Origin of the sequence: Sabulicella rubraurantiaca, from assembly GCF_017355885.1 — a bacterium.
Taxonomy (GTDB): domain Bacteria; phylum Pseudomonadota; class Alphaproteobacteria; order Acetobacterales; family Acetobacteraceae; genus Roseococcus; species Roseococcus rubraurantiacus.
The window spans coordinates 49,102-70,524 of record NZ_JAFEUU010000002.1 but is presented as its reverse complement, the minus strand read 5'-3'; the positions used below and the strand labels follow the sequence as shown (position 1 = coordinate 70,524).

General features: G+C 71.7%; 24 protein-coding genes. 16 read left to right on the top strand and 8 right to left on the bottom strand.

Translation table 11 applies throughout. From position 1 onward, the window contains the following. Positions 1-6: 6 nt before the first annotated feature. The gene (locus tag JTJ31_RS04335) at positions 7-912 is read right to left on the bottom strand and encodes a 2-dehydropantoate 2-reductase (protein WP_207537396.1); all 906 of its coding nucleotides are present in this window, start codon (positions 910-912) and stop codon (positions 7-9) included. Positions 913-975: 63 nt separating this feature from the next. Between JTJ31_RS04335 and JTJ31_RS04330 the strand changes: the two genes are divergently transcribed. The 3 genes from JTJ31_RS04330 to JTJ31_RS04320 are packed head-to-tail and all read left to right on the top strand — an operon-like array spanning position 976 to position 4,621. After that, positions 976-2,592 (top strand): efflux RND transporter periplasmic adaptor subunit, encoded by a 1,617-nt coding sequence (locus tag JTJ31_RS04330; RefSeq protein WP_207537395.1) that lies wholly within the window; start codon positions 976-978, stop codon positions 2,590-2,592. After that, positions 2,592-3,317, top strand: coding sequence for an ABC transporter ATP-binding protein (locus tag JTJ31_RS04325; RefSeq protein WP_207537394.1), 726 nt, complete (start codon positions 2,592-2,594; stop codon positions 3,315-3,317). The genes JTJ31_RS04330 and JTJ31_RS04325 overlap by 1 nt, the downstream gene beginning before the upstream one ends. Then, a complete protein-coding gene (locus tag JTJ31_RS04320; RefSeq protein ID WP_207537393.1) occupies positions 3,314-4,621 on the top strand; it encodes an ABC transporter permease in 1,308 nt (435 codons plus the stop codon). The genes JTJ31_RS04325 and JTJ31_RS04320 overlap by 4 nt, the downstream gene beginning before the upstream one ends. A 13-nt stretch (positions 4,622-4,634) precedes the next feature. Here JTJ31_RS04320 and bla read toward each other — a convergent pair whose 3' ends face one another. Beyond that, positions 4,635-5,486 carry a class A beta-lactamase gene (gene bla, locus JTJ31_RS04315; protein WP_207537392.1) on the bottom strand — a complete coding sequence of 284 codons (852 nt, stop codon included), beginning with the start codon at positions 5,484-5,486 and terminating at the stop codon, positions 4,635-4,637. 103 nt (positions 5,487-5,589) lie between these two features. Here bla and JTJ31_RS04310 point away from each other — a divergent pair, with 103 nt between their 5' ends. Further along, the gene (locus JTJ31_RS04310) at positions 5,590-6,519 is read left to right on the top strand and encodes a beta-keto acid cleavage family enzyme (protein WP_207537391.1); all 930 of its coding nucleotides are present in this window, start codon (positions 5,590-5,592) and stop codon (positions 6,517-6,519) included. On the opposite strand, the gene JTJ31_RS04305 is transcribed toward JTJ31_RS04310, so the two are convergent. Together JTJ31_RS04305 and JTJ31_RS04300 are read right to left on the bottom strand one after the other, a co-directional pair. After that, positions 6,516-6,989 (bottom strand): DUF1203 domain-containing protein, encoded by a 474-nt coding sequence (locus JTJ31_RS04305; RefSeq protein ID WP_207537390.1) that lies wholly within the window; start codon positions 6,987-6,989, stop codon positions 6,516-6,518. The two genes, JTJ31_RS04310 and JTJ31_RS04305, sit on opposite strands and share 4 nt — an antisense overlap. Positions 6,990-7,047: 58 nt before the next feature. Continuing rightward, the gene (locus JTJ31_RS04300) at positions 7,048-7,659 is read right to left on the bottom strand and encodes a hypothetical protein (protein WP_207537389.1); all 612 of its coding nucleotides are present in this window, start codon (positions 7,657-7,659) and stop codon (positions 7,048-7,050) included. A 39-nt stretch (positions 7,660-7,698) separates the two neighbouring features. Between JTJ31_RS04300 and JTJ31_RS04295 the strand changes: the two genes are divergently transcribed. Continuing rightward, entirely contained in the window at positions 7,699-8,529 is an 831-nt protein-coding gene (locus JTJ31_RS04295; RefSeq protein WP_207537388.1) for an aldo/keto reductase, read from the top strand. A 4-nt stretch (positions 8,530-8,533) separates the two neighbouring features. On the opposite strand, the gene JTJ31_RS04290 is transcribed toward JTJ31_RS04295, so the two are convergent. Both JTJ31_RS04290 and JTJ31_RS04285 read right to left on the bottom strand, forming a co-directional pair. Further along, positions 8,534-8,857: a DMT family transporter gene (locus tag JTJ31_RS04290; protein ID WP_207537387.1), complete on the bottom strand. Its 324-nt coding sequence runs from the start codon at positions 8,855-8,857 to the stop codon at positions 8,534-8,536. Positions 8,858-8,948: 91 nt separating this feature from the next. Beyond that, the gene (locus tag JTJ31_RS04285; RefSeq protein ID WP_207537386.1) at positions 8,949-9,509 is read right to left on the bottom strand and encodes a NifU family protein; all 561 of its coding nucleotides are present in this window, start codon (positions 9,507-9,509) and stop codon (positions 8,949-8,951) included. Positions 9,510-9,642: 133 nt separating this feature from the next. On the opposite strand from JTJ31_RS04285, the gene JTJ31_RS04280 reads away from it, so the two are divergent. Then, complete coding sequence (locus tag JTJ31_RS04280; RefSeq protein WP_207537385.1) at positions 9,643-10,107, top strand: hypothetical protein; 465 nt, start codon at positions 9,643-9,645, stop codon at positions 10,105-10,107. On the opposite strand, the gene JTJ31_RS04275 is transcribed toward JTJ31_RS04280, so the two are convergent. After that, the gene (locus JTJ31_RS04275) at positions 10,104-10,778 is read right to left on the bottom strand and encodes a YggS family pyridoxal phosphate-dependent enzyme (protein ID WP_207537384.1); all 675 of its coding nucleotides are present in this window, start codon (positions 10,776-10,778) and stop codon (positions 10,104-10,106) included. The two genes, JTJ31_RS04280 and JTJ31_RS04275, sit on opposite strands and share 4 nt — an antisense overlap. Before the next feature lie 28 nt (positions 10,779-10,806). Here JTJ31_RS04275 and JTJ31_RS04270 point away from each other — a divergent pair, with 28 nt between their 5' ends. From JTJ31_RS04270 to JTJ31_RS04260, 3 genes are all read left to right on the top strand, one after another. Beyond that, positions 10,807-11,367, top strand: a complete 561-nt coding sequence (locus JTJ31_RS04270) for a thiamine phosphate synthase (protein ID WP_328805667.1) — start codon at positions 10,807-10,809, stop codon at positions 11,365-11,367. A 202-nt stretch (positions 11,368-11,569) separates the two neighbouring features. Further along, complete coding sequence (locus JTJ31_RS04265) at positions 11,570-12,979, top strand: porin (RefSeq protein WP_207537382.1); 1,410 nt, start codon at positions 11,570-11,572, stop codon at positions 12,977-12,979. A gap of 95 nt (positions 12,980-13,074) precedes the next feature. Beyond that, positions 13,075-13,620, top strand: coding sequence for a DUF3576 domain-containing protein (locus JTJ31_RS04260; protein ID WP_207537381.1), 546 nt, complete (start codon positions 13,075-13,077; stop codon positions 13,618-13,620). A gap of 9 nt (positions 13,621-13,629) precedes the next feature. On the opposite strand, the gene JTJ31_RS04255 is transcribed toward JTJ31_RS04260, so the two are convergent. After that, the gene (locus JTJ31_RS04255) at positions 13,630-14,613 is read right to left on the bottom strand and encodes a Bug family tripartite tricarboxylate transporter substrate binding protein (protein WP_207537380.1); all 984 of its coding nucleotides are present in this window, start codon (positions 14,611-14,613) and stop codon (positions 13,630-13,632) included. 122 nt (positions 14,614-14,735) lie between these two features. Here JTJ31_RS04255 and JTJ31_RS04250 point away from each other — a divergent pair, with 122 nt between their 5' ends. The 7 genes from JTJ31_RS04250 to JTJ31_RS04220 are packed head-to-tail and all read left to right on the top strand — an operon-like array spanning position 14,736 to position 21,399. Continuing rightward, positions 14,736-16,184, top strand: a complete 1,449-nt coding sequence (locus tag JTJ31_RS04250) for an FAD/NAD(P)-binding protein (protein ID WP_207537379.1) — start codon at positions 14,736-14,738, stop codon at positions 16,182-16,184. 41 nt (positions 16,185-16,225) lie between these two features. After that, positions 16,226-17,287, top strand: a complete 1,062-nt coding sequence (locus JTJ31_RS04245) for a CMD domain-containing protein (protein ID WP_207537378.1) — start codon at positions 16,226-16,228, stop codon at positions 17,285-17,287. Between the two features lie 37 nt (positions 17,288-17,324). After that, positions 17,325-17,906 (top strand): anthranilate synthase component II, encoded by a 582-nt coding sequence (locus JTJ31_RS04240; RefSeq protein ID WP_207537377.1) that lies wholly within the window; start codon positions 17,325-17,327, stop codon positions 17,904-17,906. Then, positions 17,903-18,931 carry an anthranilate phosphoribosyltransferase gene (gene trpD / locus JTJ31_RS04235; RefSeq protein WP_207537376.1) on the top strand — a complete coding sequence of 343 codons (1,029 nt, stop codon included), beginning with the start codon at positions 17,903-17,905 and terminating at the stop codon, positions 18,929-18,931. The genes JTJ31_RS04240 and trpD overlap by 4 nt, the downstream gene beginning before the upstream one ends. Beyond that, positions 18,924-19,730, top strand: coding sequence for an indole-3-glycerol phosphate synthase TrpC (trpC, locus tag JTJ31_RS04230; RefSeq protein WP_207537375.1), 807 nt, complete (start codon positions 18,924-18,926; stop codon positions 19,728-19,730). Before trpD ends, trpC begins: the two co-directional genes overlap by 8 nt. Then, a complete protein-coding gene (gene moaC / locus JTJ31_RS04225) occupies positions 19,727-20,200 on the top strand; it encodes a cyclic pyranopterin monophosphate synthase MoaC (RefSeq protein WP_207537374.1) in 474 nt (157 codons plus the stop codon). Before trpC ends, moaC begins: the two co-directional genes overlap by 4 nt. Further along, the gene (locus JTJ31_RS04220) at positions 20,197-21,399 is read left to right on the top strand and encodes a molybdopterin molybdotransferase MoeA (RefSeq protein WP_207537373.1); all 1,203 of its coding nucleotides are present in this window, start codon (positions 20,197-20,199) and stop codon (positions 21,397-21,399) included. The genes moaC and JTJ31_RS04220 overlap by 4 nt, the downstream gene beginning before the upstream one ends. The last annotated feature ends 24 nt before the right edge of the window (positions 21,400-21,423 follow it).

Sequence of the window (21,423 nt, the reverse complement as noted above, 5' to 3'; positions counted from 1 at the left end):
GGGAAGTCAGCCCGGTTGCTGCACCCTTGCGTGCAGTAGCGCCGCCTCGTGAATCTCGTCCGGCACGCCGGCGCGCCGCGCCGCCTCCAGCAGGAAGCCGAGCACCGCCTCGCCCTCGTTGCGCGCGCCGCGTTCGATGTCGCGCAGCATGGAGGTGGCGTAGGCGCTGCCCGCGTCGCTGAACAGGGCGCGGTATTCGGTCATGAAGGCATCGGTCACCGGGTGGCCGTGATGGGCGGCGATGGCGGCGTTGCGCTCAAGCACGCGCTGCAGCAGCGGGGACCCTCCGGCACGCACGATGCGCCCCACGTCCCCGCGCATCAGCACCGTGCCGATGGCCGAGGTGCCGAGATGGACGATCTTCTCCCACAGCCGGCGCTCCATGTCCGGCACTTGCTTCGCCACCACACCCTTCGCCGGGGCAAAGGCCTCCTCCAGCGCCGCCGAGACGGGGCAGGGGGCGCCGTCCAGCCGGCCAAAGAACAGCCAGCGCCAGTCATTGAAGTGGCGCACCGTGCCGTCGGGCGTCAGCGTCGCCTGGATCTTGGCCAGCCCGCCCAGCACGCGCCCCGGCCCGAAGGCCTCCTGCAGGGCACCGATATGGGACATGCCGTTCAGCACTGGCACGACCAGCGCGCCCGCCTCCACGGCGGGCCGCACCGCCTCGATGGCGCCGGGTAGATCGTAGTTCTTGCAGGTGAGCAGCACGACGTCGAAGCCGGACCCGGGCTCGGTCGTCACGCGGACGGGAAGGTGCGCGTCGCCATAGGGGCTCTCGATCCGCAGCCCGTCCCGGCGCAGCGCCTCGGCGCGAGCGGGGCGGACCAGGAAGGTCACGTCGCCACCGGCCTCGTGCAGTCTGCCCCCGTAATACCCCCCCAGGGCGCCCGCACCCAGAACCAGGAGACGCATGTCACCTTCCTTCCCTGTCCAGCAACACGATTGTTACAACGGTCACCCTATATGCGGGGCACGATGCGCCGGCCACTCGCCCTTCTCCTGATCCTGCCGCTCCTTGGGGGTGGTGCCTATCTGTGGGGTGCCCCCGCTTTGGGAGCGCTCGGCCTGGGTGCCTCCGCAGAGGCGGGGCCGCGCCTGCGCCTCGCCGAGGCGGATCGTGGGACGATCACCGCTGTGGTCAGCGCCACCGGCACGGTGAACCCGGTGAACAGCGTCATCGTCGGCTCCCAGCTTTCCGGCCAGATCCGGGAGCTGATGGCCGACTGGAACACCCGCGTCACCGCCGGCCAGCCCCTCGCGCGGCTGGACACCCAGCAGCTGGAGGCCAGCCGCGCCGCCGCCCAGGCCGACCTCCTGGCCGCCCGCGCCGCCGTGGCGGTGGCCCGCGCCCAGGCAGAGCGCGCGGCGGCCGATGCCGGCCAAGCCCGCGCCGCCGTTTCCGCCGCCCGGGCCGAGGTGCAGCGCGCGGAGGCGCAGCTTCGCGACGCGGAGTTCGAGCGCAACCGGACGGAGGAGCTTCGCCGCTCCGGCGTCGGCGCCGTGCGCGACGCCGCCCGCGCCGGCTTCACCGCCGAAGGCGCGCGCGCCACCCTGGCGAACCAGCGCGCCCAGGCCGAGCAGGCCGAGGCCAACCAGCTGAGCGCCGAGGCCGCCGCCCGCACCGCCGCCGCCCAGGTCGAAACCGCCGAGGCCCAGGCCGAGCAGCGTGCCGCGGTGCTGCGTCAGGTCGAGGTGAATCTCTCCTTCTCCATGATCCGCTCGCCGATCGACGGCATCGTCGTGTCGCGCTCGGTGGATCTGGGCCAGACCGTTGCCGCCTCGCTCCAGGCGCCGACCTTGTTCACCATCGCCGCCAATCTGGACGAGATGGAGGTCTGGGCCACGGTGGACGAAGCCGACATTGGCCGCATCCGCCCCGGACAGAACGTCACCTTCACCGTGGCGGCGCACCCGCAGCTGAATCTCCGCGGCAGGGTGAAGGATATCCGCCTGACCCCGGCCACGGTGAACAACGTCGTCACCTACACCGTCATCATCGCCGCTCCGAACAATGATGGCCGCATGCTGCCCGGCATGACCGCGACGCTGCGCATCGTGGCGGATGAGCGGCGCGACGTGTTGCGCGTGCCCAACGCGGCGCTGCGCTGGCGCCCCGCCGGCCAATCCGCCGCGACCGCCAGCGCGGCGCCGGAAAGCCCGATGGCCGCCGCGCTGCGCCAGATGGACGATTTGACCCCTACCCAGCGGCAGGAGGTGGAGGCCGCGCTGGCCGAGATGCGCGAGCGCATGGCGGCGATGCCCGGCGACCCCGAGGCGCGGCGCCAGGGGATGCAGGCGGCGCGGCAGCGCCTCCAGTCCCGGCTGAACGCCGTGCTGACGCCAGAGCAGCGCGCACGTCTCGCCGCCGCGCGCGGGGGCAGTGGCGGGCGCGGCGGCGCCGCCGGCACGGTCTGGGTGGCGGAGCGCGACGGCTCCGCGCCGCGCGCCGTCCCGGTCCGCACCGGGCTGACCGACGGCAGCGTCACCGAGATCCTGTCCGGCGAGATCGCCGAGGGCGCGCAGGTCGTGATCGGAACGGAGCGCGCCTCGGGCTCCGCCGGCCGCCCCGCACCGGTGCGGAACCTCTTCTGATGGACGCACTGATCGAGACGCGCGACCTAACGCGCCACTACCCCTCGGGCGAGGGCGTGGTGGCAGCGCTGGAGGGCGTGAACGTCTCCATGCGGCAGGGCGAGTTCGTCGCCGCCATGGGCCCCTCCGGCTCGGGCAAGAGCACCTTCCTGAACCTGATCGGCTGCCTGGACCAGCCGACGCGCGGCTCCTACCGCCTGGCGGGGGAGGAGGTGGGCACTCTCTCGCCCGAGCGCCTGGCGGCGCTGCGCGGCGAGAAGATCGGCTTCGTCTTCCAGTCCTTCCACCTACTGCCGCGCTCCGACGCGCTCAGCAACGTGATGATGCCTATGCTGTATCGCGGCATTCCGCCGAAGATCCGGCGCGAGCGGGCGGAGATGGCGCTGGAGCGCGTCGGCCTCGCCTCACGCATGCATCACACACCGAGCCAATTGTCGGGCGGGCAACAGCAGCGCGTCGCCATCGCGCGGGCGCTTGTCTGTGGTCCGGAGCTTCTGCTGGCAGACGAGCCGACCGGCGCGCTGGACAGCCGCACCGGGCTCGAGATCATGGCGCTGTTCCAGGCGCTCAACCGCTCGGGCGTGTCCATCCTCTGCGTCACCCATGACCCGGACGTGGCGGCCTTCGCCGGGCGCACGCTGCGCTTCCGTGACGGGCGCCTCTTCGAGGACGAGACGCACTCGCCCGTGGACGCGGCGGCGATGATTGGGGTGCCCTTCGCATGAACGTCATCACACGGGACACCGCGCGCCCCGTCGCCACGCCGCTTCCGCCGCTGCCGCCCGGCCGCGCCGGGCTTTCCTTCGCCGAGGCTGGACTGGCGGCGCTGTCGGCGCTCGCGGCCAACAAGCTGCGCGCGGCGCTCACCGCGCTGGGCATCTTCATCGGCGTGGCGGCGGTGATCGTCACCGTGGCGGTGGGCGCGGGGGCGCGGCAGCAGGTGCTGTCGCAGATCCAGTCGCTCGGCGCGAATCTGCTGCTGGTCTGGGGGTCGAACGTGCGGATGGGCGGCGTCTCGCTCGGCGCCGGGCAGCGGCCCAACATGTCCTGGGACGATGCCCAGGCCATCCCGCGCGAGATCCCGGCCGTGGAGGCGGCGGCCGGCACGATCCGCCAACAATTGCAGATCGTCTACGGCAACCAGAACTGGTCCACCTGGGTAAACGGCACCGACCTGGACTGGTTCGTCGCCCATGAATGGGTGGTGGCGGAAGGCCGCTTCTTCACGGAGGAGGAAGCCAACTCGGGCCGCAAGGTCGCCCTGATCGGCCAGACCGTGGCGGAGAACCTGTTCGGCGACGAGAACCCGGTGGGGCGCGAGATTCGCATCCGCGCCACGCCCTTTGAGGTGATTGGCGTGCTGGGCCGCAAGGGGCAGAACCCCATGGGCCAGGACCAGGATGACGTGGTGGTGACGCCCTACTGGACGGCGCGCCGCTCCGTCATGGGGGCGAGCCGCGCCTTTGCCCGCTCCGTCGGCTCCATCTCCGTGAAGGTGGCGGAGGGCGAGGACATGGCGGAGGTGGAAGACCAGCTGCGCGCCTTCTTCCGCCAGCGCCACCGCGTCGCCGCCAACGAGCCGGACACGGTGAACATCCGCAACTTGAGCGAGATCGCGGCGACGCGCGACGCCTCGGCCCGCACCCTGTCCCTGCTGCTGGCCGCCGTGGCCGCGGTATCGCTGCTGGTGGGCGGCATTGGCGTGATGAACATCATGCTGGTCAGCGTGACCGAGCGCACGCGCGAGATCGGACTGCGCCTCGCCGTCGGTGCGCGGCGGCAGGACATCCTGCGGCAATTCCTGCTGGAGGCGGTGCTGCTGGCCCTGCTGGGCGGAGCAGCCGGCGTGGCGGTGGGCATCGCGCTGGCGCACACGCTGGGGGCCTTTGGCGGGTGGCCGGTGCTGATCCAGTGGGATGCGGTGGCGCTGGCCGTCGCGGTGTCGGGGCTGACCGGGTTGTTCTTCGGCTACTGGCCGGCGCGCCGCGCGGCGCGGCTCGACCCCATCCAGGCGTTGCGACACGAGTGACGGCGAAAGGCGCTTAGACCCAGGCTTCCGCCACTGCCCTTCCGACTGAAGCCAGCGCGGCGTCGCGCTGCGCGAGGGGCAGGGCGGTTTCCGTGAGGTAGGCGGCGACCAGGACCGGCGCGCGTCCCGGCGGCCAGAGGATGGCGACGCAGTTATTCGTGCCGTGCCCGCCGCCCCCGGTGCGGTCGCCGCAGCGCCAACCGGTGGGCAGCCCGGCACGGATCTTTGCGTCCCCTGTGCGGCAGGCGACCATCCAGCCGGTGAGGCGATCGCGCCCCTCCGGCGGCAGCGCGTCGTCCAGCAACAGGCGCTGCATCGTGCCCAGCATGGCGGCAGGGGTGGTGGTGTCGCGCGGGTCGCCCGGCGTCGCCTGGTTCAGCGCCGTCTCGATCCGGTCCAGCCGGAATGCGGGATCGCCTAAATTGCGCGCGAAGGCTGTCAGACCAGCCGGGCCGCCAGCCATGGGCAGCAGCAGGTTGGCGGCTGGATTGTCGCTCCACACCATCGTCGCCTCGCACAGCGCTTCGACCGTCATGGTTCCGCCGACCGCTCGCTCCGTCACCGGCGCGTGCGGCACCATGTCGGCGGCGGAAACGGGGATGGCGCGGTCGAGTGATGCGCGGCCTTGCGCGACGGCGGCGAGCACAGCGCTCGCCAGCACCATCTTGAAGGTGCTGGCGAAGGGGAAGCGCTCCTCCGCGCGATGCACGGCGCGGCGCCTGCTGCCGGTGTCCAGCGCCGCCACGCCGAGCCGCCCACCGCCCAGCGCCTCGGCCTCGCGGAAGGCGCCCGGGAGAGGGGAAGCGGCCAAGGCGGGCGATGCCAGCCCGGTGGCGAGGAGCAGGGCGCGGCGTCCGGTCGTCATCGCGGCGGGGTGTCACGCGCTGCCCAGCGCGTCAACGCGGCCCTTCGCAACCGCCCCGCCCCGCGCCACCATGCGCGGAGGAAACGCAAAGGGAGAGGCGACCATGGCCCGCAAGATCATCATCACCTGCGCCGTCACGGGGGCGATCCACACCCCGTCCATGTCGCCGCACCTGCCCATCACCCCGGCGGAGATCGCCCAGGCCAGCATCGAAGCCGCGGAAGCAGGCGCCTCCATCATCCACCTGCATGCGCGCGACCCGCAGACCGGCGAGCCCAGCCCCGACCCGGCGCTGTTCATGCAGTTCCTGCCCGTCATCAAGCAGAGCACGGATGCGGTGATGAACATCACCACGGGCGGCGGGCTGAACATGACGCTGGACGATCGCCTCGCCGCGCCGCTCCAGGCGAAGCCGGAGATGGCGAGCCTCAACATGGGCTCGATGAACTTCAACATCTCCGGCAGCGCGGCGCGCGTGAAGGAGTGGAAGCATGACTGGGAGAAGCCCTATCTGGAGCGGACAGTGAACCACATCTTCCGCAACACCTTCCAGGACATCGAGCAGATCGTGGAGCGGCTGGGCAAGGGTCACGGCACTCGCTTCGAGTTCGAGTGCTACGACGTGGGCCACCTCTACAACCTCGCGCACATGCTGGATCGCGGCGTGGTGGAGGGACCGCTCTTCGTGCAGACCATCTTCGGCATCCTGGGTGGCATCGGGCCGGAGCCGCGCAACCTGATGTTCATGAAGGAGACGGCGGACCGTCTCTTCGGCGACCAGTATGTGTGGTCTGTGCTGGCGGCGGGACGCCACCAAATGAATTTCACCACCATGGCCGGGATGCTGGGCGGCAATGTGCGCGTGGGGCTGGAGGACAGCCTCTGGATCTCGCCGGGCAAGCAGGCCACCAGCAACGCGCAGCAGGTGGCGAAGATCCGCCGTATCCTGGAGGAGCTGGGCTACGAGATCGCCTCCCCCAACGAAGCTCGGCAGATGCTGAAGCTGAAGGGCGGCGATCTTGTCGGTTTTTAGACGCGCTCCACGCCGGCCAGCCAGCATCCCGGTCGCGCCGTGTGGATGTTGACGAAGCTGACGCGCGGATCGGCGAGGCGCTCGCGCAGCGGCGCCTCCGCCTCCGCGCCCGGCAGTACGAGGCCAAGGTCGTAGAGGCACATCCCCTCGGCATCGTAATGGCGCAGGGACACGAGCGGGTTCGCCAGCACGGTTTCCGGCAGCGCATCCTCCGTCGCGCCGGGCTCGCAATCCTGCGAGTGGAGGAAGACCGGCGAGGGCGTCCAGTAGGGGCCCAGCGGGCGCGGCAGGTCCCAGCTCAGCAGCAGCATCTCCTCGCCCGGCCGGGCGAGGCGCAGGCAGCGCCGGCAGGGAAAGCCGGGGCCGTCCGCGACGCGGGATAGGGCGGTGCCGCCACGATCGTCGCGGCGTGTGGCGCGGAAGCGCCGGGCGGAGGGAGCATCCATCGGGACGCAGCGGAAGCGTGTCATGCCGCGATCATGCGCGGGGCGGCGGACACGTCGCCTCCCGTCCGTTGCGGCGGCACGATTACATGAAAAGGCTGCGCAGCCGCATCAGGATGTCGCGCAGGTCTAGGCCGGGCTCAGGCGGGGGCGGCGCGCTGCCCGGCGGCTGCTGACGGCGGAAGCGCTCCAGCGCCGAGGCGGTGTTGGCAAGGCGCAACTCGGCCGGTTCGGCGCCCGGCGTGGCGCCGCTGCCCATCCCGCCCATGCGGATCAGGGCACGCGAGGCAGCGGCCAGTTCCTCCGCCGCGCGTGGCGCGTCGGCGGAGCGGGGCGCGCAGATCAGCGAACGCCCCTCCAGCCCGCAGGGCAGTTCCATCATCGGGTGTGAGTCAAAGCGAAGCTGAGCCGTGCCGGTGAGGGCCAGAAGGCCGCGCGCCGCCCCATCCAGGGTCAGGTCGCGCGCCGTGACGGCGGGGACGAGGCGTCCGTGCCGCTCCACTACCTCCAGTGCCAGCCCGGGCTGCACCGCCGGGCGCTCCACCCAGTCGCGGTGGCGCATGGAACAGGCGACGCGGTCCGTCATCCGGTCATTGAAGCAGAGGAGGCGCCAGGAGCCGATCTCCTCCCCCTGCGGCTGCGCCAGCGCGGGCGAGGCGAGCAGGGCCAGGAGGCCCAGGGTGCGGAGCAGCGTCATGCGTGCGAGGATAGCCCAGGCGGAGAAGCGGCGGGAACCATGCGAAACATCACCTTTCCGGATGGGCGCGAAGTGCCGGCGCTGGGCCAGGGCACTTGGCGCATGGGCGAGGACCGGGCGCGGCGGCAGGAGGAGGTGGCGAGCCTGCGCGAAGGCATCGAGCGCGGCTTCTCCCTGATCGACACGGCCGAGATGTATGGCGAGGGCGAGAGCGAGCGCGTGGTGGGCGAGGCCATCGCCGGGCTGCGCGACCGCGTCTTCCTGGTCAGCAAGTTCTATCCCTGGAACGCTTCCCGCCGCGCCGTGCCGCAAGCCTGCGCGCGCTCGCTGAAGCGACTCGGTGTGGAGCGGCTGGACCTCTACCTGCTGCACTGGCGCGGCGACACGCCGTTGGAGGAGACGGTGGAGGCGCTGGAGAAGCTGCGCGCGGCGGGCGACATCGCCGCCTGGGGCGTCAGCAACCTCGATGTGGACGATCTGGAGGAGCTTGGTCCCGACCTTGCGAACTGCGCCACCGATCAGGTGCTGCTGAACCTGGAGCATCGCGGCGCGGAGTTCGACCTGCTGCCCTTCTGCCGAGAGCAGGGCATGCCAGTCATGGCCTATTCACCCGTGGGACAGGGCGCAAGGCTGCTGCGCCACAAGGCGCTGCGCGCGGTGGCCGTGGCGCGCGGCGCCACCCCGGCGCAGGTGGCGCTGGCCTGGGTGCTGGGGCACGAGGGGGTGATCGCCATCCCCAAGGCCACCGGCCTCGATCACCTGCGGGAGAATGCGGAGGCCGTGGCCATGGTGCTGAGACCGGAGGAGCGGGCGGCCCTGGACGCCGCCTTCCCGCCACCCCGGCGCAAGCAATCCCTGGCGATGCTCTGAGGCATCACCCCTCGGACGAGGATAATTTCAGCACGACGATCCCCGCCAGGATCAGCGCGGCGCCCGCGATGCGGCCCGGCGTTGCCGCCTCGCCCAGGACCAGGATGCCGAGCAGGAAGGCACCGGCCGCGCCGATGCCGGTCCAGACCGCGTAGGCGGTGCCGAGCTGCAGCGTCCGCATCGCGATGGCCAGCAGCACGAAGCTGGCGGCCATCGCCACCAGCATGACTCCGGTGTCGAAGAGGCGGGTGAAGCCCTCCGACCGCTTCATGGAAAAAGCCCACAGGATCTCCAGCAGACCCGCGAGCACCAACCAGATCCAGGCCATCTCGGCCCTCCTTGCGAAAGGGCCGGGCCGTCCCGGACATCAGGACCCGCGCGAGCGGCGCGGGTGGGGGACGTGGCCCCCTGTTAGGCGGTCAGGCTTCGACCTGCTCCACCGCCAGGACCTCGGGGATGTAGTGGCGGAGCATGTTCTCCACCCCGTGCTTCAGCGTGGCGCGGGAGGAGGGGCAGCCGGAGCAGGCGCCCTGCATCTTCAGCCGCACGACGCCGTCGCGGAAGCCGCGGAATACGATGTCGCCGCCATCGCCAGCCACGGCAGGGCGCACGCGGGTGTCGAGCAGCTCCTTGATCTGGGCCACGGCCTCGGCATCGGCTGGGTCGAAATCCTCCTCGCCCGCCTCATCGGCGCCCTCGATCACGGGCAGCCCGGCCATGAAATGCTCCATGATCGCGCCCAGCACCTGCGGGCGCAGGGTCTGCCAGTCGCTGTCATCCGACTTGGTCACGGTGACGAAGTCCGCGCCCAGGAAGACGCGCGCCACGCCCGGCAGAGCGAGCAGGCGATGCGCCAGGAAGGACCGCGAGGTGTCGTCGCCCGTCACGAAATCAGCCGTGCCGGCGGCGCCCATCACGTCCCGGCCGGGCAGGAACTTCAGAGTCGCGGGGTTGGGGGTGCCTTCGGTCTCGATAAACATGGCGCGTCCTCGGCTGGCTGCTTCCTTCGGGACCGATGTGGTCCGCTTTGCGCCGGGGTGCAAGCCGCGCCTCGGTCGCCTCTGGCATGAGGCTTGCGAGGCCCTCTGACGCACGATGCCGAGGGCCCCGCGCATGATCTTTCCTGTCACCGACCCCATACGCCTGGCCTTTCGCCCGGCTGGCAGCGCCGACCTGCCCGCGCCCGCCGATGGGGGGCCGCCGCTCGACCCGGACCAGGCCATCCCCATTCCTGGCGAGATCACCTTCGACGAGGTGGTGCAGGGGCTGAACCCGCTGCACCACCTGCCGGGGGTGGGCATGATCTACCGGGCGGCGACCGGGGCGCAGATCCACCCGCTGATGCGCGTCCTGGGCGGCGCAGTCACGGGCGGACCGCTCGGCATGGCGATGGCGGGGGTGATGGGTTTCGTGGAGATGAGCCGCCCGCTGGACCGCATCCGCGCCGGGCTGGAAGGGCGGCCTGACCCTTGGCTGGACCCGCTGCCCGCCACCGCCCCGGCTTCCGCCCGCAATGCGACCGAGGCCCATGCGAGATGGGCGCGCGACCATGCCGCGCCGCAGACCGCCCTGGCCTAGAGGGGGATCCGCGACCCGAAGATGGCGGAGCCGACGCGCACATGCGTCGCCCCTTCCTCGATCGCCGCCTCGAAATCGCCGCTCATGCCCATGGAGAGCACCGGCAGGCCGAACTGGTCTCCCAAAGCGGCCAGGGTGCGGAAATGCGGGCGGGGCTCCTCCTCCACCGGGGGGATGCACATCAGGCCGCGCACCGGCAGGCGCCATTCCTCTAGGCAGCGGCGGATGAAATCCGGTGCCTCCGCCAGTGCCACCCCTGATTTCTGCGGCTCGTCGCCGGTGTTCACCTGCACGAGGAGGTCGGGCCGGCGTCCTTCCTTTTCCATGGCCTCAGCCAGCGCCTCGGCGAGGCGGGGGCGGTCCAGGCTTTCGATTACGTCGGCGACGCGCACGGCGTCGCGCGCCTTGTTGGTCTGCAGGCCACCGATGATGTGGAGGCGCAGGTCTGGACGCGCCCCGCGCAGCGCCGGGAACTTGTTCTGGGCCTCCTGCACCCGGTTCTCGCCGAAGATGCGCTGTCCTTCCGCCAGCGCCTCCTCCACGGCCGAGGCGGGATGGGTCTTGGACACGGCGACCAGGGTGACGCTGCCCGGGGCGCGGCCGGCCCGTGCAGTGGCGGCCTCGATTCGCTCGCGCAGCCGGGCCAGATTGGCGCGGATGGATTCGGTCATGCGCAGGAGGATAGGGCAGGGCGGGGCGGTGCCGCGAATCTGGCTGCTCACCGACCCTGTGCGCCTGCCCGACCCGACGGAGGCTATCCACCGCCTGCCGCGTGGGGCGGCGGTCCTGCTGCGCGGCATAGACCCGGAAGCGGCGGCCCGCGTGGCCCGGCTGTGCCGGGCGTGCCGGCTGCGCGTCCTGGTGCAAGGGGATGGGCGCCTCGCCCTCGCGCTGCGGGCAGGGCTGCACCTGCCGGACCGGCGCGCTCCGCGTCACATCCTTCCCTTTCTGCTGAACCGGCCTGGGCACCTGCTTTCCGTCGCGGTCCATGGCCGGACCGGGGTGGCGCGGGCGCGGCGGCTGCGCGCGGATTCGGCGCTGCTCTCCCCCGCCTTCCCGACGCAAAGCCATCCGGGCGCGCCGGCGCTCGGGCCGCTGCGCTGGCGGGTCCTGGCCCGGGCGCTGCCCTGTCCCGCCATCGCGCTGGGCGGCATGGATGCCCGGCGCTTCAGCCGTCTCCGGCCACAGGCGGCAGGCTGGGCGGCGATCGGTGCCTGGGGACCCGATAGGGCTCTGTGTTCTCTCCGCCACAGTGTGTGACGGATGTCGCGCCACCCTCGGAAACCCCGTTGCCGCCTCCCGCTGCCGGAACGCATAGTCACCCTGGATCCAGGTGATGGCCGGCTTGCCATCGCGCTCCGCTTCTGGGCGGGGGCGGGCATCGTCGGGGTCACCGCCCATCCGTCGGATGGGGGGTCAGGGGAACAAGCCGGGCGTGCCCGGCGCGTGAGGAGAGTGTAACATGCGCAAGATTTTGCTGGGCACGACGGCGGTCGTCTCGGCGGTCGTCGGCGCCGCCGTCATGGCGCCGGAGGCCTCCGCCCAACAGGCCCCGACGGTCCGCATCGGCGGGTCGATCCAGGCTTACTGGGGCTACATTCAGCAGAGCGGCCAGCAGTCTGATCCCGGCTGGTCGCCCACGACGCCGATCGGCGTGCCGGGTGGCACGGGTGGCGGCGCGGCTTCGGCCCCGACCGGCGTGAACGGCTCGTTCGGCCGCCTCGGCAAGCACGACTTCGTGACAATTCCGCAGTTCAGCGTCATCGTGACCGGCAAGCTCGCCAACGGCATCACCTACGGCGGCAACATCGACCTGACCTTCAACAACCAGGAAGGCCGTGCGGTCATCAACCGCAACGTCGGCGTGTCGCGCTCCGCCCCGGCGGTTGACGAGGCCTACGTGTTCATCGCCCACCCGCGCCTCGGCCAGGTTCGCTTCGGCGACGAGGACGGCGTCATGGGCGGCCTGATGAACTCGGGCTGGATCACGGGCTTCGGCACGGGCGGTGTGTTCGGCGTGTGGGAGAACTTCCAGACCCGCCAGAACGCCAACCGTACGCAGACGGCGCCGGGTGGTCTCGGCGACAACTCCAAGATCGTCTACATGACCCCGCAGTTCTTCGGGTTCGACTTCGGTGCGTCCTATGCCCCGAACTTCGGCTCGATGGGTCAGCACGGCTGTATCTCTGACGCCGTCAACACCTTCTGCGATCGCGCCTATGCGTTCCGTGGCGCCACCGACGCCGCCATCCCGGTTCGTGGTGGTGAGCTCGCGGCCCGCCGCAACGAGTGGCAGGTGGCGGCGCGTTGGCGCGGCAACCTGGCGGGCGTCGGCCTGTCGGCCACCGCGGGCTACATCGGCTCCGGCACCGCGCTCGACATGACGCAGACCAACCGCCAAGTCCGCACCCTGAATGGGCTGGACGTGTGGCAGGTCGGCGTGCAGGCCTCGTACATGGGCTTCACGGCTGGTGCGTCCTACCTCTGGGGTGACCTCAACTACTTCTGGGGCAACACGATCCGCGGCTCCCGCACGGGCGAGCAGCTGACGGCCGGTCTCTCCTACACCGCCGGTCCGCTGACCGTTGGCGCGAACTTCATGAGCGGCCTGTTCGAGGGTAATGCCCCGAGCACGTTCGACGTGAACACGGGCAACGTGACGCAGAACGCCACGGCGGGCCGTTCGCGCATGCGTCGCTGGGGCCTCGGCGTCGGCGCCAACTACACGCTGGCTCCGGGCCTGAGCCTGATCGCCGAGTACGTGCACCACTCGATCCGCGAGCAGGGCACGGACCAGGACGTGGGTCGCGCCGGCGCGCAGAACCGCGGCTTCGCGAACGTCTTCATCCTCGGCACGCGCCTGGCCTTCTGAGCCAGGCGCTCCGGGAACGGAGTATCTCCGGGGGCGGCGAGGGTTTCCTCGCCGCCCCTTTTCTTTTTCCGCCAGCGCCTCTAACCAGGGGCGCCATGTCGCACATCCGCAAGAATGCCCTCGCGCTCACCGCCGTCGCGGCGCTGCTCGCCGCCTGCAGCAACAGCCGCTTCGTCGGAAACGAGGAATACGGCACCGACAACCAGCGCGAGTTGATCCTGCGCCAGACCGGCGGCGACCCTAGCGCCTCGGGCCTCGTCGTCTTCGGGGTGGACCGTTCGCGGCAGAACCAGGCGGCTGCCGGCGGCGGCTCGGGCATGACGGTGAACGCCTTCCTGTGGCGTGCCACGCTCGACACCTTGTCCTTCATGCCGCTGGCCAGCGCCGACCCGTTCGGTGGCGTCATCATCACCGACTGGTACACGCCGCCCGCCGCCGATGGTGAGCGCTTCAAGGCCACCGCCTATGTCACGACGCGGCAGCTTCGCTCCGACGGCGTCCGGGTGCAGGTGTTCCGGCAGGTGAACCAGCGTGGAGCCTGGGTGGATGCCCCCACCTCCGCCGCCACGAACTCCGAACTGGAGGACCGCGTCCTTGCCCGCGCGCGGGAGCTGCGCTCCCAGTCCGCCGGTCTGCGCTAGGCCAGGGCCTCACTCCACCCGCACGCCGGAGAAGCGCACCAGTTCCGCATGGCGCGCCAGCTCGGCATCAAGCAGCGTGGCGAGCCGCTCCGGTTCGCCGCCGATGATGTCGAGCCCCTGCGCCTCCAGCCGCGCTCGGCTTTCCGGCATGGTCAGGATCTCGTTCACCAGCCGGTTCATCGTCGCCACGATCGGTGCCGGGGTACCGCGCGGCGCCATGATGCAGAACCAGGAACCGAATTCGAGGCCGGGCATCCCCAGCTCCGCCGTGGTCGGCACGTCGGGCAGCACGGAGGACCGGCGGTCCGACAGAATGGCGATGGGCGTCACCTGCCCGCCGCGCACCTGCGGTGCCGCCCCCGTCACCAGGTTGAACATCAGCTGGATGCGACCGGTGAACAGGTCGGTGAAGCCCTGCTGGATCGTGGCATAGGGCACGTGGGACATCTCGGTCCCGGTGCGCTGGCGGTACAGCTCCCCCGCGAGGTGCATGGATGAGCCATTGCCCGAGGAGCCGAAGGACAGCGCCCCCGGCTCCCGCCGCAGCCGTTCCGTCAACTCCGCCAGCGTGCGGACGCGGAGCCCGTTGGTGACGACGAGGATGTTGGGTACGTTGCCGAGCAGGATCGCCGGCTCGAAGTCTCGCTTCGGGTCGAAGCTCAGTTCGCGATAGAGCGCCGGGCTGGTCGCCAGCGTCCCGGACCAGGAGAAGAGGAAGGTGTGGCCGTCCGGCGCGGCGCGGGCCACGGCCGTGGCACCGACATTCCCATTGGCGCCGGGTCGGTTCTCCACCAGCGTACGCTGCGGCAGGCGCCGGTCCAGTTCGATGGCCAGGAGGCGTGCGATGGTGTCCGCCGTTCCCGCGCCACCGGCCGCCGGCACCACAAGGCGGATGGGGCGATCGGGCCAGCCGGCCGGGAGGGTCTGCGCCGCGGCAGCGGCCGGCAGCGCAGCGAAGCCGGCGAGGAGGTGGCGGCGGGAGGGGAAGGGCATCGCGCTTCCTTTCGAGGGATTTGCTCTGCATGCTGCCGCGCCGCCGCTCCCCGCGCCACCGATTTGCGGCGCCGCAGCGCGAATGACAGGATGCCTGTCCCTTTACCCCTCAGGGACCCGCGATGGATCACGCCGCCCACCCCGCCCCGCCGCCCGGCCTGCTCGCCCTGGAGCGCCGCGTGGCTGCGGATCTGGAAGCGCTGATGCTGCCGCCCAAGCCCTGGGTGCCGCGGCTGGAACGCGACGGCGAGGCGGTGCTGGACGTGGCCGTGGTGGGCGCCGGGATGAACGGCATCGCCGCCGCCGGATCGCTGATCTTCAAGGGCATCGGCCACGTCGCCGTGCTGGACGAGAACCCGCCGGGGCTAGAGGGGCCCTGGGTGGCCTGGGCGCGCATGGACACACTGCGGTCGCCCAAGACCCTGCCTGGCCCCTGCTTCGGCATTCCGAGCCTGACCTTCCGCGCCTGGTGCACGGCGGCGCAGGGCGAGGCGGCGTGGGAGGCGTTGTACAAGATCCCGAATGCGGTCTGGCAGGACTACCTCTCCTGGCTGCAGCGCGTGCTGGCCCTGCCGGTGCGGCACCGGACGAAGGTGGCGCGGATCAGGCCGGAGGATGGCGTGCTGCGCCTTCTCCTCGCCGATGGGACCTCGCTTCTGGCGCGCCGCGTGGTGCTGGCCACCGGGCGCGCGGGGGCGGGCGGGCTGGCCCTGCCGGAGGTGGTGGACCGCTCGCTCTGGCCCAACCTCGCGGCCCATGCCAACGCCCCCATCGATTTCGAGCGCCTGCGCGGCAAGCGTGTGGCGGTGATCGGCGGCGGCGCTTCGGCCTGGGACAATGCGGCGACGGCGCTGGAAGGCGGGGCGAAGGAGGCGACGCTCTATATCCGCCGCCCGCATCTGCCGCAGATCAACAAGGGGCGTGGCTCGGCCGGGCCGGGATTCCAGCTGGGCTGGGGCGATCTGGACGATGCCTCGCGCTGGCTGCTCGTCACCTACATGTACGACAACCAGTCCCCGCCGCCGCACGAGACGGTGCATCGTGCCCTGCGCCTGCCGGGCTTCCGCATCCATCTCGACACGCCGACCCTGGCGACGCGGCGCGAGGGTGGGGAGGTGGTGCTGACCCTCGGCGGCGCGGAGCCGCGCGAGGTGCGTGCCGACTTCCTGATCGCCGGCACCGGCTTCCGCGTGGATCTCGACCACGTGCCCGAACTGGCGGAACTGGCGCCGCACATCGCCCGCTGGGGCGATTGCTACACCCCGCCCGAGGATCTGCGGCGGCCGGAGATGGAGGCCTTTCCCTATCTCGGCCGTGCCTTCGAGCTGACGCCGAAGGGCGGGGCCGCCCCGCCGGACCTCGCGCGCATCCATCTGCTGAGCTACGGCGCCCATGCCAGCCATGGCGGCATTGCCAGCGACATTCCCGGCGTGGTGGCGGCGTCCGAGCGGCTCGCCAACGGCATCGCCGCGCATTTCTTCCGCGAGGAGCAGGAGGCGGTGCGCGCCGAGCTTGCCGCCTTCGACGAGCCGGAACTGGAATCCACGCCCTTCTTCATCCCGCGCGGCTGAGGCATCCTCCGCCCCGCACAGAGCCTAAGGACCGGGAACGCATGCAGGATGTGGTGGACGAGATCGCGGGCATCAGCGAGGGCAGCACGCTCCACGCGCTGAGGGAGATTCGCCCCGATGTGCGTGCCGCGACTTCGGGCAGCGAGGAGGCGATCTTCCGCGGCCCCTCCGGCCTTTCCGAGGGCGAGCGCCATGCGGTCGCCGCCCATGTCGCGCGGCTGCACGGCGATGTGCGGCTGGAGGCGCGCCACGCCGCCCTGGCCGAGGACTCGCCGCGCCTCGGCGCCATGCGCCAATTCGCCGAGCTGCTGACGCTGCGGACCGATCGAGCGAACCCGCAGGCGATCCGTACCCTCCAGGCCGCGGGGCTCCAGCCGCGCGACATCGTCATGCTGGCGCAGCTCATTGCCTTCATTGCCTATGCCACGCGCATGGTGACGGCGCTGGAACTGCTGGACGGCAAGCCGGGCGCCGGCGGGACGGAGGTGCGGCTGGAGCCGCAATCGCCCGGCACGGCGGATTTCGGCTTCACCTCGGAAACGCTGGACTGGAAGAGCTGGGTGCCGGTGCTGGACGTGGCGCAGGCCACGCCGGAGCAGCTGGCGGTCCTCGATGCCAGCCACGCCAGCGCCCGCATCCAGCCCTACTACCTGCTGCTGGTGCAGGAGCCGGCGGTGCTGCGCGAGCGGTCCAAACTGTTCAACACCATCATGTACGGCCCGCGCGGCGCCTCCCGCGCCGAGCGCGAACTGGCGAGCGTGGCGGAAAGCCGGGTGAATGGCTGCCCCTACTGCGCCTCCGTCCATGCCCAGCGCTGGACCCAGCTCAAGGGCGACCCGGAGGTGATGGAGCGCATCCTGAAGGTGGGCGTCTCGACCGACATGCCGCCCCGGATGCGCGCCATCGTGGATTTCGCCGTCCGGCTTTCCGCCACCCCGGCTGCCGCGACGCAGGAGGACATCGCGGCGCTGCGCGAACAGGGCCTGGCCGATGCCGAGATCCTGGACATCGCGGCCGCCGTGGCGATGTTCGCCTGGGCCAACCGGCTGATGCAGACCCTGGGCGAGCCGGCCCGGAAGGCCACGGGAAGCGCCGCCGCTTGACCCGGTGGGCGGTGCCCGTCAGGTTCCGCCCATCGCCATGCTCCTGCTCATCGACAATTACGACAGCTTCACCTGGAACCTCGTGCACTTCCTGGGCGACCTGGGGGCCGAGGTGGAGGTGGTCCGCAACGACGCGCTGACGCCCGCCGAGGCGCTGGCACGCCGCCCCACCGGGGTGATCCTGTCGCCCGGCCCCTGCACGCCGAACGAGGCCGGGATCTGCCTGGACCTCATCGCCGCCTGCGCCGAGGCGCACATGCCGCTGCTGGGGGTCTGCCTGGGCCACCAGGCCATCGGCCAGGCCTTCGGCGGCGAGGTGATCCGCGCCCCCGTGCCGGTGCATGGCAAGGTCTGGGACGTGGTGCATGAAGGGCAGGGGGTCTTTGCCGGCCTGCCCAGCCCATTCCGGGCGACGCGCTATCACTCCCTGGTGGTGCGGCGGGAGACCCTGCCCAATTCCCTCATCGCCACGGCGGAAACCGAGGACGGGCTGGTGATGGGCCTGTCACATGCCGAGTTGCCCATCCACGGCGTGCAGTTCCACCCCGAAAGCATCGCGAGCGAGCACGGGCACCGCATCCTCGGCAATTTCCTGGCTGGAACGAAGGCGCCGGCATGATCGGGCTGAAGCCCGTCCTGGCCCGCCTCGCCGATGGCGAGACGCTGGCGGAGACGGAGGCCGAGGCCGCCTTCTCCGTCATCATGGCGGGCGAGGCGACCCCGGCGCAGATCGCGGGGCTGCTGATGGCCATGCGCGTTCGCGGCGAGACGGTGGCGGAGATGACCGGTGCCGTCCGCGCCATGCGCGCCCGCATGACCGCCGTGGAGGCGCCGGACGGCGCCATCGACATCGTCGGCACCGGGGGCGACTCCTCAGGCAGCCTGAACATCTCGACCGCCGCCGCGCTCGTCGTGGCCGGATGTGGCGTGCCGGTCGCCAAGCACGGCAACCGGGCGCTCTCCTCCAAATCCGGCGCGGCGGACGCGCTCTCGGCGCTGGGCGTCAACCTGGACGTGCCGATGGACCGCCTGCCGGCGGTGATCGCCGAGGCGGGGCTGGCCTTCCTGATGGCGCCGCGCCACCACGCCGCGCTGCGCCATGCCGGCGGCGCCCGCGTGGAACTGGGCACCCGCACCATCTTCAACCTTCTCGGCCCCTTGGCGAACCCGGCCCACGTGGCGCGGCAGCTGACCGGCGCCTTTCATCCGCGCTGGCTCCGCCCCATGGCCGAGACGCTGGCGCGGCTGGGCACGGAGCGTGCCTGGCTGGTGCACGGCCAGGGCCTGGACGAGCTGGCCTTGTCCGGCCCGTCCGAGGTGGTGGAACTGCATGACGGCGCGCTGCGCCACTTCACCGTCTCACCGGAGGAGGCGGGGCTCCACCCCGCCCCACCCGAGGCGGTCCGCGGCGGTGACCCGGCGGAGAATGCCGCCGCCCTGCTGGCCCTGCTGGAGGGTGCCCCTGGCCCCTATCGCGACGTGGTCCGCCTCAATGCCGGGGCGGCCCTGATCGTCGCCGGACGCTGTGCCACTCTTCGCGAGGGTGCGGCGTTGGCGGCGGAGAGCATCGACACCGGTCGCGCGCGCGAGGCGCTGGAGAGGCTCCGCCGCGCCACCCATATCCAAGAACCCGAACATGCCTGACACCACCGTCCCGGACGCCCTCGCGACCATCATCGGCGCCAAGCACATCGAGGTGCGGGAGGGGCTGCGCGCCACCTCTCTCACCGAGATGGAGCGCCTGGCCAAGGCGGCCGCGCCGCCGCGCAACTTCCAGGGCGCGCTCTGCGCCACGGTCGCGCGGGGCCGCACCGGGCTGATCGCCGAGATGAAGCGCCGCTCCCCCTCTGGCGGGGAGATCCGCCCGGGCTTCGACCCGGCGGAGCTGGCGCGCATCTATGAAGCTGCGGGCGCCACCTGCCTTTCCGTGCTGACCGACGAGAAGTGGTTCGGCGGCCATCCGGACGACCTCAAGGCCGCCCGCGCCGCCTGTGCCCTGCCGGCGCTGCGCAAGGATTTCCTTGTGCATCCCTGGCAGGTCTTCGAATCCCGCGCCATGGGCGCCGACGCCGTGCTGCTCATCATGGCGGCGCTCAGCGACGAGCAGGCGGTGGAGCTGGAGGAGGTCGCGCGCTCCCTCGACATGGCGGTGCTGGCCGAAGTGCATGACGAGCGGGAGTTGGAACGTGCCCTGGGGCTGCAGACGCGGCTGATCGGCGTGAACAACCGCAACCTCAAGACGCTCACCACCGACCTCGCCACTTCCGAGACTCTGGTGCCACGCATCCCGGCCGACCGCATCCCGGTGGCGGAGAGCGGCATCCGCACCGCCGCCGATGTCCGCCGCATGGCCCAGGCCGGGGCCTTCTGCATCCTGGTCGGCGAGCATCTGCTGCGCCAGCCCGACCTCGGCGCCGCCACCACCGCCCTGCTGGCCGCATGAGCGGCCTGACCCACTTCGACGGCGAGGGTCGCGCCGTCATGGTGGATGTGGGCGGCAAGGACGTCACGCAGCGCCGCGCCGTGGCCGAGGCCCGCGTGGTGATGCAGCCGGAGACGCTGGCGCTGATCCGCTCGGGCGGCGCGAAGAAGGGCGACGTGCTGGGCGTGGCGCGCCTCGCGGGCATCATGGGGGCGAAGCGCACCGCTGAACTCATTCCCCTCTGCCACCCGCTTGCGCTGGACAAGGTGACGCTGGACCTCGCGCCCGAGGGCGAGGACGCGATCCGCATCGAGGCGACGGTGGCCTGCACCGGCCGCACCGGCGTGGAAATGGAAGCGCTGACCGCCGCCTCCGTCGCCGCGCTCACCGTCTACGACATGTGCAAGGCGGTGGACCGCTCCATGCGGATCGAGGGGCTGCGTCTCCTCGAGAAGGAAGGCGGGCGCTCGGGGCGCTGGACCGCCGCATGATCCCGGTCGAGGAGGCGCGGCGACGCATCCTCGCGGGCTTCGCTCCCACGGGGGCGGAAACGGTCCCGGTTGGGCAGGGCAGGGGACGCGTCCTCCACGCGAAGCTGACCGCCCGCCGCACCCAGCCCCCGGCCGATGTCTCCGCCATGGATGGCTACGCGCTGCGCGCCGCGGAGGCGCCGCTGGGCGCCGTGCTGCGCGTGGCGGGGGAAAGCGCCGCCGGCCATCCCTTCGGCGGCTCCTTCGCGGCGGGCGAGGCGGTCCGCATCTCCACCGGCGCCTTCGTGCCGGAAGGGGCGGACGCGATCCTGCTGCAGGAGGACGCGACGCGCGAGGGCGACCGCATCACGGTGAACGAGGCGCCGCACCCCGGTCGCTGGATCCGGCGCGAGGGCCTCGACTTCGCCGAGGGGCAGGCGCTGCTGGAGGCGGGGCGGCGGCTTTCCGCGCGCGATCTCGGGCTGGCGGCGGCATGCGGCCATGCCTGGCTTTCCGTGCATCGCCGCCCGCGCGTCGCCATCTTGGCGACGGGCGACGAGATCGCCCTGCCGGGCGACCCGGTGCCGCCGGGGGGCATCGTCTCCTCCAATTCCTTCATGCTGGCGGCGCTGCTAGAGGCGAACGGGGCGGAAGCGCTGGTGCTCCCCGTCGCGCCGGACGACCCGGCGGCGATCCTGGCGGTGGCGCAGGGCGCCCGGGGCTGCGACCTGCTGCTGACCACGGGCGGGGCCAGCGTCGGCGACCATGATCAGACCGCCGCAGCTCTGGGGCGCCAGGGCTTCAAGCTGGATTTCTGGAAGATCGCCATGCGGCCGGGCAAGCCGCTGATCTTCGGTGACTGGCGCGGCCTGCCGGTGATCGGCTTCCCGGGCAATCCCGTCTCCACCTTGGTCTGCGCCGTGGTGTTCCTGCTGCCCGCCCTGGCGAAGCTGTCCGGCACCACGGCCCCCGGCCTGCCCGTGGTCAGCGCCCGCTGCACCACCGCCCTTCCGGAGAATGACCGCCGCGCCGACTATCTCCGCGCCACGCTGCACCGTGACGTGGGCGAACTGCGCGTCACCCCTGCCCCGGTGCAGGACAGCTCCATGCTCCGCACCCTGGCGGAGAGCGACGCGCTGATCCTGCGCGCCCCCTTCGCCCCCGCGCTGGAGGCGGGGGCGGTGGTGGAAGTGGTGGACCTCGCCGGCCTCGGCGTCTGACGCCTTCCCCCTGGGCCCGCGGAG